19 protein-coding genes are annotated in these 15,359 nt (G+C 64.3%); 2 read left to right on the top strand and 17 right to left on the bottom strand.

What is annotated here, in order from left to right:
- Positions 1–55 precede the first annotated feature (55 nt).
- Positions 56–1,219 carry a glycogen synthase gene (gene glgA, locus ASG84_RS02270; RefSeq protein WP_057475378.1) on the top strand — a complete coding sequence of 388 codons (1,164 nt, stop codon included), beginning with the start codon at positions 56–58 and terminating at the stop codon, positions 1,217–1,219.
- Here the strand turns inward: glgA and ASG84_RS02265 are convergent.
- The 12 genes from ASG84_RS02265 to ASG84_RS27330 form a co-directional block, all read right to left on the bottom strand.
- The gene (locus tag ASG84_RS02265) at positions 1,189–2,052 is read right to left on the bottom strand and encodes a methyltransferase domain-containing protein (protein WP_057475377.1); all 864 of its coding nucleotides are present in this window, start codon (positions 2,050–2,052) and stop codon (positions 1,189–1,191) included. The genes glgA and ASG84_RS02265 overlap by 31 nt on opposite strands.
- Before the next feature lie 136 nt (positions 2,053–2,188).
- On the bottom strand, positions 2,189–2,356 hold the full coding sequence (locus ASG84_RS26800; RefSeq protein WP_008714277.1) for a DUF3117 domain-containing protein: 168 nt from the start codon (positions 2,354–2,356) through the stop codon (positions 2,189–2,191).
- Between the two features lie 95 nt (positions 2,357–2,451).
- The gene (locus ASG84_RS02260; RefSeq protein ID WP_057475376.1) at positions 2,452–3,060 is read right to left on the bottom strand and encodes a DNA-3-methyladenine glycosylase I; all 609 of its coding nucleotides are present in this window, start codon (positions 3,058–3,060) and stop codon (positions 2,452–2,454) included.
- Complete coding sequence (locus ASG84_RS02255) at positions 3,057–3,407, bottom strand: DivIVA domain-containing protein (protein WP_057475375.1); 351 nt, start codon at positions 3,405–3,407, stop codon at positions 3,057–3,059. The genes ASG84_RS02260 and ASG84_RS02255 overlap by 4 nt, the downstream gene beginning before the upstream one ends.
- Positions 3,408–3,438: 31 nt before the next feature.
- Positions 3,439–4,368, bottom strand: a complete 930-nt coding sequence (locus ASG84_RS02250) for a glucosyl-3-phosphoglycerate synthase (protein WP_032375932.1) — start codon at positions 4,366–4,368, stop codon at positions 3,439–3,441.
- Positions 4,365–5,225, bottom strand: coding sequence for a dihydropteroate synthase (gene folP / locus ASG84_RS02245; RefSeq protein ID WP_057475374.1), 861 nt, complete (start codon positions 5,223–5,225; stop codon positions 4,365–4,367). Before folP ends, ASG84_RS02250 begins: the two co-directional genes overlap by 4 nt.
- 36 nt (positions 5,226–5,261) lie before the next feature.
- Entirely contained in the window at positions 5,262–7,037 is a 1,776-nt protein-coding gene (locus tag ASG84_RS02240) for a long-chain-acyl-CoA synthetase (protein WP_057475373.1), read from the bottom strand.
- Positions 7,038–7,129: 92 nt separating this feature from the next.
- A complete protein-coding gene (locus tag ASG84_RS02235; protein WP_057475372.1) occupies positions 7,130–7,693 on the bottom strand; it encodes a TIGR00730 family Rossman fold protein in 564 nt (187 codons plus the stop codon).
- Positions 7,690–8,460 (bottom strand): TIGR00730 family Rossman fold protein, encoded by a 771-nt coding sequence (locus ASG84_RS02230; RefSeq protein ID WP_057475371.1) that lies wholly within the window; start codon positions 8,458–8,460, stop codon positions 7,690–7,692. The genes ASG84_RS02235 and ASG84_RS02230 overlap by 4 nt, the downstream gene beginning before the upstream one ends.
- A 9-nt stretch (positions 8,461–8,469) precedes the next feature.
- The gene (dapE, locus tag ASG84_RS02225; RefSeq protein ID WP_200936482.1) at positions 8,470–9,555 is read right to left on the bottom strand and encodes a succinyl-diaminopimelate desuccinylase; all 1,086 of its coding nucleotides are present in this window, start codon (positions 9,553–9,555) and stop codon (positions 8,470–8,472) included.
- A 10-nt stretch (positions 9,556–9,565) separates the two neighbouring features.
- Positions 9,566–10,510, bottom strand: coding sequence for an SMP-30/gluconolactonase/LRE family protein (locus tag ASG84_RS02220; protein WP_057475369.1), 945 nt, complete (start codon positions 10,508–10,510; stop codon positions 9,566–9,568).
- 46 nt (positions 10,511–10,556) lie between these two features.
- The gene (locus ASG84_RS27330; protein ID WP_156399346.1) at positions 10,557–10,700 is read right to left on the bottom strand and encodes a hypothetical protein; all 144 of its coding nucleotides are present in this window, start codon (positions 10,698–10,700) and stop codon (positions 10,557–10,559) included.
- 181 nt (positions 10,701–10,881) lie between these two features.
- On the opposite strand from ASG84_RS27330, the gene dapD reads away from it, so the two are divergent.
- On the top strand, positions 10,882–11,835 hold the full coding sequence (gene dapD, locus ASG84_RS02215; RefSeq protein ID WP_057475368.1) for a 2,3,4,5-tetrahydropyridine-2,6-dicarboxylate N-succinyltransferase: 954 nt from the start codon (positions 10,882–10,884) through the stop codon (positions 11,833–11,835).
- Between the two features lie 87 nt (positions 11,836–11,922).
- On the opposite strand, the gene ASG84_RS02210 is transcribed toward dapD, so the two are convergent.
- The 5 genes from ASG84_RS02210 to ASG84_RS02190 all read right to left on the bottom strand — a co-directional run bounded on the left by ASG84_RS02210 (position 11,923) and on the right by ASG84_RS02190 (position 15,320).
- Positions 11,923–13,338, bottom strand: a complete 1,416-nt coding sequence (locus tag ASG84_RS02210; RefSeq protein ID WP_057475367.1) for an HNH endonuclease signature motif containing protein — start codon at positions 13,336–13,338, stop codon at positions 11,923–11,925.
- Between the two features lie 129 nt (positions 13,339–13,467).
- On the bottom strand, positions 13,468–13,893 hold the full coding sequence (locus ASG84_RS02205) for a nuclear transport factor 2 family protein (RefSeq protein WP_200936481.1): 426 nt from the start codon (positions 13,891–13,893) through the stop codon (positions 13,468–13,470).
- 15 nt (positions 13,894–13,908) lie between these two features.
- On the bottom strand, positions 13,909–14,361 hold the full coding sequence (locus ASG84_RS02200; protein ID WP_057475366.1) for a 6,7-dimethyl-8-ribityllumazine synthase: 453 nt from the start codon (positions 14,359–14,361) through the stop codon (positions 13,909–13,911).
- A 9-nt stretch (positions 14,362–14,370) separates the two neighbouring features.
- Positions 14,371–14,802: a DUF1810 domain-containing protein gene (locus ASG84_RS02195; protein WP_057475365.1), complete on the bottom strand. Its 432-nt coding sequence runs from the start codon at positions 14,800–14,802 to the stop codon at positions 14,371–14,373.
- A gap of 77 nt (positions 14,803–14,879) precedes the next feature.
- A complete protein-coding gene (locus ASG84_RS02190) occupies positions 14,880–15,320 on the bottom strand; it encodes a MarR family winged helix-turn-helix transcriptional regulator (protein ID WP_057475364.1) in 441 nt (146 codons plus the stop codon).
- Between the last annotated feature and the right edge of the window lie 39 nt (positions 15,321–15,359).

Genomic DNA, 15,359 nt, shown 5'->3' with positions numbered 1-15,359 from the left:
AGAGAACCTTGCGAGCAGTACACGCACAACTGCTGGGGAATGTAGGTTCGTTCACGTGCGCGTAGCAATGATGACCAAGGAATATCCCCCGGAGATCTACGGTGGCGCAGGAGTTCATGTCACCGAGTTGTCCGCGCAACTGAAATCGCTGTGCGACGTGGACATCCACTGTATGGGCGCGCCCCGCGACACTGCGCAGGTGCACGACCCGGACCCGGCTCTCGCCGGAGCCAACGCTGCGTTGACGAAGTTGTCTGCCGAACTACGGATGGCGAACGCGGCATCGGGCGCGGACGTGGTGCATTCACACACCTGGTACACCGGCTTCGCGGGCCACCTCGCGGCCGAGCTGTACGACGTCCCCCACATCCTCACCGCGCACTCGCTCGAACCGCGCCGCCCGTGGAAAGCCGAACAGCTCGGCGGCGGATACCGCATCTCGTCGTGGTCCGAGCGCAACGCCGTGGAGTACGCCGACGCCGTCATTGCCGTCAGCGAGGGCATGGCCAAAGATGTGCTCGACGCCTATCCGCGACTCGACAAGAGCCGGGTTCATGTGGTGCGCAACGGAATCGACACCGAGCGCTGGTTCGCCGATCACGGCACCTCGACCCTCGACGAGATCGGCGTGGATCGAAGCAAGCCGATCGTCGCCTTCGTCGGGCGCATCACCCGGCAGAAAGGCGTCGGACACCTGATCGCAGCCGCTCACCACTTCGATCCGTCCATCCAGCTCGTCCTGTGCGCGGGCGCGCCCGATACTCCCGAGATCGCTGCGGAAACCGAGCGCGCGGTGGCACTGCTCGCCGAACAGCGCGGCGGCGTCTTCTGGGTCAAGGACATGCTTCCTACCGACAAGATCCGCGAAATACTGACTGCAGCAGCGGTATTCGTGTGCCCGTCGGTATACGAGCCGCTCGGCATCGTCAATCTCGAGGCAATGGCCTGCGAAACCGCCGTCGTGGCATCGGACGTCGGCGGAATCCCCGAGGTGGTCGACGACGGCCGCACCGGGCGCTTGGTGCACTACAACTCCTACGAACCCGACGTATTCGAGCGACACTTGGCCGACACCGTCAACGCAGTCGCCCTCGACCCCACACTCGCGACGGCAATGGGCAAGGCAGGACGCGAGCTCGCCGTCGCCGAGTTCTCGTGGGCATCGATTGCGCAGCAGACCCTCGCGGTCTATGAAGCAGCGTTGGCCCGTCGACGATAGGTCGACACGGTCACCGACGCGGTGACCTCGATGCCGTCCGGTAGCTGCGCCAGCGCCGCCGATCGCGCCTCGGGGTCACCGTGTCGCGCCGACGGGCCCATTCCGATCAGCGTCTCGATGTCCTTGCGCGACAGCGTCATCGAGTACTCGAGCGGAGATTCCGCCACCGGCTCGAACAGGCCGGACAGCGATTCTCCGAGCCTGCGAGTCTTGTTCTCCTCGACTCCGATGAGGCCGAGCGGGCCCCGCAGTTCGTGCTGATGCCGCGCCGTGGGTGTCACGACCACCAGCACGCCGTCGGTGCCCAGGACTCGACTGAACTCTCCGGCGTTGCGGGGAGAGAACACACAGGTCACCGCAGACGCGCTCGCCGTCCGCACCGGCAGTCCACTCCAGATGTCTGCGACCACGGCCCCGAGACGCGCGTGTGATCGCGCGGCACGGCGCGCAGCGAACTTCGAGACGTCGACGCCGATGCCCCGCGCATCGGGACGGGCGTCGAGCACCGCTGCAAGATAGTGACCGGTGCCGACACCGACGTCGAGTACCACCTCACTGTCCGACGGGACAGCGTGCGAGACCGCTGCCGCGATCGAGTCGAAGTGCCCCTTCCCGAGGAACGCGTCGCGAGCGGCGATCATCTCCGCCGAGTCACCGGTGAACTTGCCACCGTCTCCGGTCGACAAACCGACGTAGCCCTGACGAGCCACGTCGAACGAATGTCCTCGATCGCACAACAGCGTGCGATCGGTATCGCCGAAGTCCACGCCGGATTCGACGTCGCGCGCCCGACACTGCGGACAGAGCAGCAGATCGACGACATCGATCAGCATCGAGCACCTCTCTCACACCGGAACGAACGCCACCGGTCGACACAACACTCGTCGCCACAACACTCGTCGCCACAACACAAAGCCCCGCTTGCCGGTACGGCGAGCGGGGCTGAGCGACGAGCGACCCATGTGACTATCAGCCGGTGACACCCTTCAGTTCGTCTCCGAGTGCTGCGGCCTCATCGGGGGTCAATTCGACGACCAATCGGCCGCCCCCCTCGAGCGGGACACGCATGACGATTCCTCGTCCCTCTTTGGTTGCTTCGAGGGGACCGTCCCCGGTCCGGGGCTTCATCGCCGCCATCCTCTGCTCCCTCCAGATCTGCGCCCACCAACTCGGCGCCTCGGCCTAAAAGATAAATTCGTCGCGGGGCGACGGGTGTTGACTCCTATTCTTCCCTATCGACCTCGATACCGGGAAACGGAGTCTGTATTCGTGACCTGCACACAACACTCCGACAGGTGATCGTCGACCATTCCAGTGGCTTGCATCAAGGCGTACGCCGTCGTCGGACCGACGAACCGCAGCCCTCGACGCTTGAGCTCCTTGGCCAGAGCCTTCGACTCGGAGGTGGAGGCAGGCACGTCGGAGGACTCGGTCAGCCGCGCGGGCCTGGGTTCGGGCGCATAGGACCAGAGCAGAGTGTCCAGGTCAGTGTCGTCCAGTTCGACAATGACCCGAGCATTTATCACCGCAGCGTCGATCTTGAGGCGGTTACGCACGATCGACGCGTCGTTCATCAGCCGTTCGACATCGGCGGTGCCGAACAGGGCCACTCGTTCCGGGTCGAAACCGGCGAACGCGCTGCGGAAACTCTCGCGCTTGCGCAGGATCGTGATCCACGCGAGGCCGGATTGGAACGCCTCGAGACACAGCCGCTCGTACAGTTCGTTGCGTCCGTGCAGCGGCTGTCCCCACTCCGTGTCGTGGTAATTCCGGTAGAGCTCGTCGTCGGTGGCACCCCACGGGCAGCGCAACCTGCCGTCCGGCCCGGCGACAGCACTCACTGCTGGTCCGGTTCGGCGACACCCGGCTTCGGGCCTGCGGAAGACTGCGACCCCAACCGTTCCCCGGCCTCCGCGGCAGACAACCGGGACCGAAGCAAGTCGATTTCGCCGCCGAGCCGTTCGAGTGCCCAATCGACCTCGCTCGGCTTGTACCCCCGCAGAGTCTGCTGGAACTTCAGCGAGCGCACGTCGGTACCGGTGACACCCTCCGCGGGTAGCACGGTCGCGGTGGTTCCCTCGGCCAGTGGGCCCAGTTCCTCACCGCGACCGAACACCATCGACGCCACGAAGAACAATGCAGCAGCGACGACGGCAATGACGACAACGTAGATCAGCAGCGTCAACATGCCACGATCTTGTCACGCCCGAACGACACGCCTACTTCAGCGAGTTCATCGCCGGTCGATCCATCAGCGACACCTCGGTCGAGAACGGCTCGAACGAGTCGCCGTCGACCCGGAACTGCATCAGCCCGGCACCGGAATCGACCATGCCGCACCGGTTCAGCATTGTTCCGACGATCTGCCTGCTCATCGCCCCGAGCTCCACCAGCGGACGGTTGCGGTGCTTGCGCACACCGAGATTGACCTGACCGATCGCCTGCAGGCCGAGCCTGTCGTACGTATCGAGCAACAGCCCGATCTCGACTCCGTAGCCCGGCGCGAACGGCACCGCGGACAGCAGTTCGCGAGTGCCCGCGTACTCCCCGCCGAGCGGTTGAATGACACCCGTCAGCTCCGGCCGCAGTGCGGCGAGCAATGGCCTGGCCACGAGCTCGGTGACACGTCCACCACCGTTGGCATCCTCGGTCCCGCTGACCCGCAAGGGACGACGGTAATAGCCCTTGACGAGGTGGATACCGTCGCCCATCAGCAGAGGGCCGAGCAATTTCGGGACGAAGGCCGGATCGGGATTGATCAGATCGGAATCGACGAAGGCGATGAGATCACCGGTCGACGCCGCGACCGATCGCCACAGCACCTCGCCCTTGCCCGGTACCGGGTCGATCCCCGGGACCGCCTCTTCTCGGCTGATGACTCGTGCGCCTGCCGCCGTCGCGCGGACGGCTGTCTCGTCGGTCGAACCGGAGTCCAACACGATCAGCTCGTCGACCAGTCCCCCGAGCAGGGGATGAATCGTGTCGATGACCGCGGCGACAGTCTGTTCCTCGTTGAGTGCCGGGAGTACCACCGACACCGTCCGGCCCGCCTTCGCGGCTTCCAGTTCGGCGATGGTCCAGTCGGGTACGTCCCAGCTGTTGGTCTCGGACCATGCCATGGTCACGTCCGTTCGATCTGCGAGTGTCATGCCAGACCCCTGACCGTCCGCGCCGGGGTTCGCAGCCCCTGGATCGCTGCCACCATGTCTACGACTCTTCTGGTCGACGCAACCTCGTGCACCCGGAACATTCGGGCTCCGCCTGCTGCTGCCAATGCTGTCGCTGCCAATGTTCCCTCCAACCGGTCGGCGAGTTCTACCCCTAGAGTCTCGCCTACGAAGTCCTTGTTGCTCAGCGCCATGAGCACAGGCCACCCGGTGTTTACAAGATCGTCCACGCGCCGCAACAACTCGAGCCCGTGATAGGTGTTTTTCCCGAAATCGTGCGTCGGATCGATCAATATCGAATCCTTTTTCACCCCCTCCGCGACAGCATTCTCGGCAGCTGCGGTGACTTCCGCGATCACATCCGCCACCACATCGGCGTAGCGAACCCGATACGGACGGGTTCGCGGAACGGCACCACCGGTGTGCGAACAGACGATGCCGACACCCTCGGCCGCTGCGACGCGCACCAACTCGGGGTCTGCCCCGGCCCAGGTGTCGTTGATCAGATCCGCGCCCACTCCGCAGGCCAACCTGGCGACTTCGCTGCGCCAGGTGTCGACGCTGATCAGCAGCTCCGGATAGGCGTCGCGGATCGCCTCGACGAACGGAACGACACGGCGGATCTCCTCGTCGGCGTCGACGAGGGCGCCCGGACCGGCCTTCACACCGCCGATGTCGACCATGTCGGCACCTTCGGCGACGGCCCGATGCACCGACGCCATCGCGGCATCGTCGGTGAAGTTCGCACCCCCGTCGTAGAACGAATCGGGGGTGCGATTGACGATGGCCATCACCAGAGCGCGATCGTCGGCGACCGGTTTGCCGCAGAGGGTACTCATGAAATCAATAGTGGCACGCGCGCGTGTTTCGAGTGCTCAGCCCTTGGGGGCCTTACCTGCAGCGACCTCGTCGACGTAGCCGTCGTACGCCTTTTCGTAGCCACCGGACTTACCGCGCAGCACGTACAGATCGCTGTCGCTGTCTTCCTCGTACCCGAGCTTGCGCAAGGCCACCTTCTGGCTCTTGAACGTCGACGTCTGCTCCAGGCTGTCCACGACGCGCACGAACAACGGCACTGCGTAGCTCGGCAGCTTGTCGTAGAGGTGCTCGGCGACCGATTTGCCGTCGAAGGTCTCGCCTTCACGCAGAGTGACCGCCGCCATGCCGGCCTTACCGTCGGTTCCGTCGATGTCGACGCCGTAGACGACGGCACCATCGACCGAGGAGTGTCCGCCGAGGGCACCCTCGACCTGGGTGGTGGCCACGTTCTCGCCCTTCCAGCGGAAGGTGTCACCGAGACGATCCACGAACGCGACGTGCATCCAGCCCTGCTTGCGGACCAGGTCGCCGGTGTCGAACCAGGCGTCTCCGTCCTTGAAGCCGTCGCGCACCATCTTCTTCTCGGTGGCCTTGTCGTCGGAGTAGCCGTCGAACGGTGCCCGATCGGTGATCTTGGACAGCAGCAGTCCGATCTCTCCGTTGCCGACCTTGCGGAGCTTGCCGTCCTGGCCGCGCTTGGCCTTGCCGGACTCCTCGTCGTACTGCACGACGGCGTACGGAAGCGGGCAGATGCCTGCGGTCTTCTTCATGTTGAGAGCGTTGATGAACGCGATGTTGCACTCGCTGGCACCGTAGAACTCGGCGACGCGGGAGATACCGAACCGCTCGGTGAACTCCTCCCAGATCTCCGGACGAAGTCCGTTGCCGACGATCAGCTTGACCGAGTTGTCGCGATCGGAACTCTTCTTCGGCTGCGTCAACAGGTAGCGGCACAGCTCACCGATGTAGGTGAACGCGGTGGCCTTGTTGACCCGGATGTCGTCCCAGAAATTGCTCACCGAGAACTGCTTGCCGATGGCCATGGTGGCACCGCCGGCAAGCACCGAGGACAGCGTCACCGTCAGCGCGTTGTTGTGATAGAGCGGCAGGCAGCAGTAGATGACGTCGTTGCTGCGCAACCGGACACCCATGTTGCCCAGACCGGACATCGACTTGAGCCAGCGGAAATGGCTCATCAGGCTGGCCTTCGGCATACCGGTAGTGCCCGAGGTGAAGATGTAGAACGCCTTCTCCTTGGCCTGGATCTGCGCGGTGACCTTGGGGTTGGCCGTGGACGCCGATGCCGCGAGTTCGGTGAGCTTCTTCAGTGGCAGCACCGCTCCCACCTTCGGCTCCCCGTCGAGCGAATCGAGAGCTTCCTGCGCGTTCTCGTCCAGTACGAGCACCTTCGCGTCGAGAATCCCGAGGCTGTGCTCGAGCACGTCGCCGCGCTGGTTGTAGTTCAGCATGCCCGCGGTGGCACCGAGTTTGACGGCGGCAAGAGCGGCGAACAGCGCCTCCGGACGGTTCTTGCTCAGCACGCCGACGACGTCACCCCGCTCGACTCCGTGGTCGGCGAACACTGCGGCGTACTGGTTGACGAGTTCGTTGGCGTCCTTGTACGAGGTCGACTCGCCCTCGAACCGAACGAACGGGCGGCTGCTGTTCTTGGCAGCGGCCTCTTGGAAGATCAGGCCGATCGACACCTTGTGATCGGGCTTGCGGGTGAATCCCGCCAGGCCCTTGAGCAGGCTCGGCACCTCCGTCACCATTTTCGGCAACGCGACCGCGAGGTCGGTCACTCCAATTTTCTGACGGGCATCGACAGCCATGAACTCCCCTTCGAAGACAGTGTGAGATTTCTTACCCTACTTGAGAGTAACAACTTTGAGCAGCTCACTCCGTGGCCGAGGTTCGTGACCTGTCACAACGTTGCGCACGCATCCAGCGCCGAATCGACCGTCGTTGTCCTGACCAGCGCGTCGAGGGCTCGCTGTTGCACGAATCCGGTTTCCCGCAGACCGTCGATCCACTGCATCATCCCGTCGAAATGTCCGAACGGATCGAGCATCACCATCGGCTTGCTGTGCATGCCCAAGTAGCCCGCAGTCCACGTCTCGAACAGTTCCTCGAGTGTTCCGATACCGCCGGGCAACGTGATGAACGCGTCGGCGCGATCCTCCATGATCTTCTTGCGCTCGCGCATCGTGTCGGTGACGATCAGCTCGTCTGCGTCGACGTCGGCTACCTCGCGGTGCACGAGCGCCTTCGGGATGACGCCGACGGTGTTCCCGCCTGCCGCTCGCGTCGCCGCGGCCACCGCGCCCATCATCGAGACGTTGCCGCCGCCCGAGACGAGTTGCCAGCCACGTCGGCCGATCTCGGTACCGACGTCGCGAGCGAGTTCGATGAACGAGGGGTCGACGGGACCCGACGCGCAATAGACGCAGACGCTGAGCGTGCGTGAGGTCGATGCACCCTCGCTCACTGTTGGGCCTCGCGGACGATGCGCACGGCTTCGTCGACGCTGTCGGTGCAGTGGATGAGGTCGAGGTCCTTCTCGGACACCTTGCCTTCTTTCACGAGTGTCGTCTTGATCCAATCGAGCAATCCCGACCAGAAGTCCTTGCCCAACAACACGATCGGGAACTTCGTGACCTTGGCGGTCTGCACCAGGGTCAGGGCCTCGAACAGTTCGTCGAGGGTACCGAAGCCACCGGGCAGGCATACGAACGCCTGGGAGTACTTGACGAACATGGTCTTGCGAACGAAGAAGTATCGAAAGTTGATGCCCAGATCGACCCACTCGTTGAGTCCTTGCTCGAACGGCAATTCGATGCCCAATCCGATCGAGTAGCCGCCGGCCTCGCTCGCACCGCGGTTGGCACCTTCCATCACGCCCGGGCCCCCGCCGGTGATGACGGCGAAGCCCGCCTCGGCGAGAGAGGCTCCGAGCTGCCGGGCTCGGGCGTACTCGGGATGGTCGACGGGGGTGCGGGCCGAGCCGAATACCGTCACAGCTTTCGGCACCTCGGCGAGCGCGCCGAATCCCTCCACGAATTCACTCTGGATACGCAGCACGCGCCAGGTATCGGAGTGAATCCAGTTCCCTGGACCTCGCTCGTCGAGCAGGCGCTGATCCGAGGTGGACGTCTCGGTGTTTCGGCCCCGCCGCAGTACAACGGATCCCTTGTGCTTGGCCGGCTTGTCGGTGCCGTGCTCCTCGACACCACCTGGACCCTGATCACTGTTCATGTCGTCAGGCTATCCGGCAGAGAGGTAGCCCCGGAGAACCTGTGTGACGTGGGTGATCTGCTCGACGGGGACGCGTTCGTCCCGCTTGTGGGCAAGGTTGGGATCGCCCGGACCGTAGTTGACCGCCGGGATGCCGAGCGCCGAGAATCTGGACACGTCGGTCCAGCCGTATTTCGCCCGGAACTGCCCGCCTGCGGCCTCGATCAGCGCAGCAGCCGCGGGCCGATTCAGGCCGGGGAGGGCACCCGGCGACGAGTCGGTGACCTCGAACCCGAGATCGAGCCCGTCGATGACCTCACGGACGTGCCCGACGGCCTCGTCGACACTGCGGTCCGGTGCGAACCTAAAATTCACGTCGAGTTCGGCGGCGTCGGGAACGACGTTTCCCGCAACCCCGCCGGAGATCCGAACTGCTTGCAGCCCTTCGCGATACACACAGCCGTCGATATCGACGGTGCGGGCTCGATAGGCAGCGAGCCGGTTGAGTACGGCACCGAACTTGTGAATTGCGTTGTCTCCCAACCAGGAACGGGCACTGTGCGCCCGCGTTCCCGACGCCGTCAGTCGAACCCGCAGCGTCCCTTGACACCCGGCCTCGATGAAACCGCCGGACGGTTCGCCCAGGATCGCAACGTCGGCGTTCAGCCATTCCGGCAGTTCGCGCTCGATGCGGCCGAGACCGTTTCGTGAGGCCGCGATCTCTTCGCAGTCGTAGAAGACGAGCGTCAGATCGTGCGCGGGGTTGTCGATCGTGGCCGCGAGATGCAGGAACACCGCGTCACCCGACTTCATGTCGACGGTTCCGCACCCGTGCAGAATGTCCCCCTCGGCACTGTCGTGCTCGCGCCGCGAGGGGACATTGTCGGCAATGGGAACCGTGTCGAGATGGCCGGCCAGCATCACCCGCGATCCCAGCCCACGGTTGGTTCTGGCCAGAACGGCGTTGCCACTCCGAATGATCTCGAAGCCCGTGGTCTGCTCGCGGAGCGCCTGCTCCACCTCGTCGGCGATGCGCGATTCGTCCTCACTGACACTGGGGATATCCACCAGGGCAGCGGTCAGATCTATCGGGTCGGCATGCAGTTCGAGCGTCACGCCGACCACCCTAGGCTTTGGGTCCCGGAATCTCGCGGACCACGCCGTCGAAGCCTGCGCCGAACAATCGGCCGCTCGAAAAACCCTGTTCGGAACGCCCGTAGACGACAACACTCGTCAACCGGGTACCGGTGCCGATGACGCACGTGGCCCCCGGCGCATCGATGCGGACGACCGATCCGCCGGCATTCAGCGGTACCACGGGGCGTCCGGCGGCATCGAGTGTCAGACCGTCCGGGGCTCCGAAGGAACCCAGTCCCGATAGGTCGAGCAGGCTTTCCGGTGCCGACGGGTTGGCGATCGGAATCCGGCTGACTCCCGGGTTGCTGAAGGTTCGCGAGACATAGAGGTACTGATCTGCCGCATCGAGGACTGCGCCGTTCGCGCTCGGAAAGCGCGCCCAAGCCGGGTCGACGGCACCATTGGGACTGATTCGACCGATGAGCGCGCCGAAGTCGTTGGTGGCGTACACGGTTCCGTCCCCGGCCACGGCAAGTCCGTTGGCAGCACTGAGACCCTTCGCGAAGGGAGTGACGGCAAGCGTGTTCACGTCGAGCCGCACAATTCCCGCGGCCTTGACGACGTCTCCCACGAAGACGCGAGGGTCGGCGCCATAGCCGACCAGCAGGGTGCCGTCGGGCATCCATGCCAGAGCTCCGCCGCCGCCGCTCGGCACCTTCGCGATGGGGTACGCAGGAAGGCCTGGCGCATCTATTCGGTACACGCGGCCGGAGACGATGTCGGTGACGTAGGCGCGTCCCGACCGGTCGACGGCCAGGCCTTCCAGAGCTGCACCGGGGATCCGCGCGACGACGGCCGACGAACCGCCGGCTCCGGCGCAGTTGGGATCGGCGGCAGCGGTGCCCGAACCGACGATGGCACTGCTCGCGGCGATCAGCGCAGCAGCGATCACCGTCACTGCCGAACGTGTACGTGTGGACTTGATCGAACCCATGACGTCCCCCCAGACTCGGCGACCCCCTGTCAGCCGATGGGCATGTCTACCACGCGCCTGCGACAACCAAACCGAGGGCGACTCCGAGGATGATCGTGGTGGCCAGCGTCGTCACCAATCCAGTGAAGGAAACACCGTCGACCATCACCGCGGCGGCTCCACGGCTGCGCGAGCCGGTACGGGTGATCACCGGTGAAACTCTGTCAGCTCCCCCGCCGCCTTCCAGATCATCGGTATCCCGATGCGATCACACTCGACAGTCGAATCGGTAACGAACCGACGCCGCATCAGGATCGGAATCCGGAAACAGTCCGCGTACCCGCGACGACGGGTGAACCCGCGCGCCAGACCCACCGCGTATTCTTCCTGCCGTGAGCGCACAGGGAGCATCAGCAGTAGGTATTGCCAACATCACGACGTCGGGTGTCGTTCTGGACACCTGGTTTCCGAGCCCCGAGCTCGGGTCGGGCTTCGAGACCGGCACCACTCGGCTCGAGGGATCCGACATCCCCGAGGAGTTCGCATCGCTCGTCGGACCGGACGACGCGCGCGGCGTCGAGGTCGTTGCGGTTCGCACCAGCATCGCCTCCCTCGACGACGCCCCGATCGACGCGCACGATGCGTATCTGCGACTGCATCTGCTCTCGCACCGGCTGATTCAGCCGCACGGGCAGAACCTGGACGGCGTGTTCGGCCTGCTCGCCAATGTCGTATGGACCAACTTCGGCCCCGCGGCGGTCGACGGCTTCGAGACGGTGCGCGCGAAGCTTCGCGCACGCGGCCACGTGACCGTGTACGGCGTCGACAAGTTCCCGCGTCTGGTCGACTACGTCGTTCCCACCGGAGTTCGCATCGCCGACGCCGATCGTGTGCGCCTCGGTGCCCATTTGGCCAGCGGAACGACGGTCATGCACGAGGGCTTCGTCAACTTCAACGCAGGCACGCTCGGTAACTCGATGGTCGAGGGACGGATTTCGGCAGGCGTCGTGGTGGGCGACGGTTCCGACGTCGGCGGCGGCGCGTCGATCATGGGCACACTCTCCGGCGGTGGCAAGAACGTCATCTCCGTCGGGAAGAGCTGCCTCCTCGGTGCCAACTCCGGACTCGGCATCTCTCTCGGGGACGATTGCGTCGTCGAGGCGGGTCTCTACATCACCGCGGGAACGAAGGTCAGCGGACCGGATGGAACTGTGGTGAAGGCGGCGACGCTGACCGGGAAGTCCAACCTGCTGTTCCGTCGCAACTCGCTGTCGGGTGCGGTCGAGGTGGTGCCGTGGAAGGGCACCGGCGTCGAGCTGAATGCGGCGTTGCACGCCAACGACTGAGAGCTAGGTCTCGAAATCGGTTGACCGCTAGCCTCTTCCAGCCCCGCACCGTGTTCTCGGTGCGGGGCTGAATTGTTTTATGTGGTCTCACGCGATGTGGGGGCCGGCTCGAGCGTGGGATTGTCGGGGTTGTCGGTACGGGTCGACGGTCGCCGGGGGTATGAACCAGGGATGGTTGTCGGTACCGATGAACACCTCCCAGTCACTGTGGTGGATGAGTCGGTGATGAAATCCGCACAGTAGGACGAGGTTGTTCATGTCGGTGGGGCCGCCGTCGGTCCAGTGCCAGATATGGTGTCCCTCTGTCCAGGCGGCGGGTTTGCCGCAGCCGGGGAAGGCGCAGCCGTGATCGCGGGCTGTGAGGGCGCGTTTTTGTTTCGCGTTGACGGTGCGGGCGGTGCGGGCGAGGTTGATCGGGGAGCCGTTCTCGTCCATGACAATGGCGGTTAGGATGCAGTCGCAGGCCAGTTGGCGGGACGTCTCGCGGGAGAGTGGTCCCATCCAGGGCAGCCATCCGACGGTGGTGCCGTCGCCGAACAGATCCCTGTACGCGCCACGATTCGCTGATGGGCCGGTAGCACTGTCGCACCCGTCGCCGCTGGCGCAATCATCGCTGCTGCTGCCGTCGCCACCACCACTGCACTCGGATTCGGTTGCGGTGCTGCCGTTCTCGTAGTTCGTTGTGTCAGAGTCAGAGTCAGAGTCAGAGTCAGAGTCGGTGTGGGTGTCGGCGTTCATGGTGCTGCGCAGGTTGGTGAGGTCGCGGAGGGTGATGTGGAGGTTGACGTGCGGTTTCTCCCCGCCCTCGGTGGGGCGGTTGCTGGAGGCGAGGTAGCGGTCGAGGATGTGTCCGAACGCGTCGGCTCGCCGCCGGGCGGGGCTGCGTTCGTCTTGGGTGCCGTCGGCAGCGGGGCGGGGTTCGGTCAACGGCGAGAGCGCGGTGAGGAATTTTTCTCCGGTGATGGCGTCGAAATCCATCTTCGCCACGAGACGCCCGTTGAGGGTGGTGGAGGCGAAGAGTTCGTTGCGGTCGGTGTCGTCGGGTGGTTTCTTGTCGCCGTAGGTGTCGTGGAGTTTTGTGATCGCTGCGCGTAGTGGTCCGGTGCGGGCGTCGGGTCCGGTGGCGGCGGTCAGCAATGCTGCTCGGGCGAGGTCCTGGCCTTCTTGCGGGAGGTTCTTCGGTGGTGTTTCGGCGAAGGCGAGGATCAGGGCGGCGTGGTCGATGGAGATGCTGCCGGTGTTGACGGCGTCGGCGATGTCGGGGAAGTTCTTCAGTCCGCGGGCGAGGGCGACGATCTTGGTGGCTTTACCGGGGCTGAGAAGGGTGGTGGAGGTGAGCCAGCCGGCGGGTCCGGGGAAGCCGAGTTTCTCGCGGCTGACGCGGGTGTCGATTTCGGCGACGAGGGCGATGCGGTGGGCTTCCATCAACTGGATTTGGTGGGAGACATCAGCAGCGTCGGCGAGGAGTTCTGCCTCACTCAGTTGCCAGATCTCCGTTGTCATGGACCAAGTGTATCGAACGTGCGTTCGACACACAATGATAGTGGAATCGAAAACTATTGCCCTGCATAAGGATTCAGAAAAGCAAACCTGTCGGCAGTCCGTGGTATTGGTCGGCCCATCCGTCACACCTCAGGATTCACGGTCTGCGATCACAGTTCCTTGGTGGTGGAGGATTTTCCAGTCGCCGTCCCGTAACTGCCACAGCGTCGTTCTGCGGGTATGCCTGCCGTCGAGCAGCAGCGTGTAGGTCAGCAGATAGGTGGCCGGGGCAATTTCACGGAGCTCGAACCCACTGGTCTCCCAATCGGCGTCGAGCCGAGCGTTGGGGTCGGACGAGTACCGATCCTCGAGGACCGACCAGACGTAATCCCGACTGTAGAGCCGACCCGAGGCTCCGATCTCGGAGAAGCCTGAATCAGTGAGGCGCTCGAAGTCTTCGCGTGTAATGCCGTACTCGCGGCGGTGGAAGATCGGCTCTCGCCGTTGGAGCTCCGCGAGTACAGCGTTGAGCCGAGAAGTGGAGTCGGCGTCGGAGTCGCGCACAGAATCCGCCACTTTCCCAGCGAAGTGTCAGCCGATGGTTCCCAGCGACGCCAGGGTCTTGACGACAGCTCTCGCCGCCTCCGCGCCCTTTGTTTCGAGGTGCGCCGTGAAGAAGGCGTTGTGGTCGGCGTGCTCGTGGAAATGGTGGGGAGTGAGCACCACCGAGAACACCGGGACGTCGGTATCGAGCTGCACCCGCATGAGACCGTCGATGACTGCGGTCTCGACGAAGTCGTGTCGATAGATTCCGCCGTCGACAACCAGTGCGGCGGCGACAATCGCCGAGTACTTCCCAGTTCTGGCGAGCCGCTGCGCGTGCAGCGGAATCTCGAACGCACCGGGCACCTCGAAAACGTCGACCGTGGCATCGTGACCGAGCTGCTCGAGCTCGGCGGCGAATCCCACTCGCGCGCGGTCGACGATGTCCAGGTGCCAGCTGGCGTGAACGAAGGCAATGGATCCGGCGAGTGGAGTCGTCATGGTGCGATGCTAGCGGTATCGCTCGTCGAGCAAGTCGAGTGTTCTGCCATCGGATTCACCGTCGAAATACTTGCGCAACACTTCGTCGAAAATGGACGTGCCCTTGGCAGCTTCGGCGAACAGCGTCATGGACGAGTGCAGTTTCAGATTGTCCGGATAGCCGAAAATCTCGTCGACCGTCCGGCCCTCGATAGCAACGGTCAGCCGAGCTGCCTTGTTCAGGCGTGGCCCCAGCACCTCGTGAGACAAGTACAGTTCCGCCTCGGTCAGATCGGCGATACCGAAGTGCTGGGCAGTTGCACTGCGGCCCAGCCCCGCCAGCTGCGGGAACACGAACCACATCCAGTGCGTCTGCTTACGTCCTGCCTTCAGCTCCTTCGTCACTGCATTCCAGACGGGGTCCTGGGCGTCCACGAAGCGTTGCAGGTCGTATTCGGTCATGTCACTCAACCTAGGTGAAGCCACGCGTCGAATGGTCGACCGTCGCGCAACACAAGCGTGCGGCCTGACAACGATGGTCAGCGGTCGCCTGCTGACAGCGTGAGACCGACGAGGATGCGCTCGAATTCCGTTCGCTCGGAGGCCGGGATCGCGTCGAGCAGATGCCGTCGGACCGCGTCGGCGTGAACGGGCCGAGCGCGTACGACGGCATCGCGTCCTGCCGCAGTGAGAACTACCTCCACTCCCCCGTCGACCGGACGCCGAGTGATGAGTCCGCGGTCGGCCATTCGGGTCAGATGATGCGACAGCCGACTGCGATGCCACTCGAGCATCGCCGCCAAGGCGCTCTGCCGCAGCACCCCCTGCCCTAGCTCGTGCACTCGGGTCAGAACCGCGAAGTCCTGGTCCGACAAACCAGTTTCGTCCGCAATCGCCGCCGTGACACGAGTCCACACGGTGTCCTGCGCCCGCTTCCATACGTGCCACAGCGCCATCTCGGATTCGTTCAACAGCGTCATTGCGCCAGCTTATCCACCCTGCTGTTGACATGACAACAC

Origin of the sequence: Rhodococcus sp. Leaf278 (genome assembly GCF_001426085.1) — a bacterium.
Taxonomy (GTDB): domain Bacteria; phylum Actinomycetota; class Actinomycetes; order Mycobacteriales; family Mycobacteriaceae; genus Rhodococcoides.
This window is presented reverse-complemented; position numbering and strand designations above follow the sequence as displayed.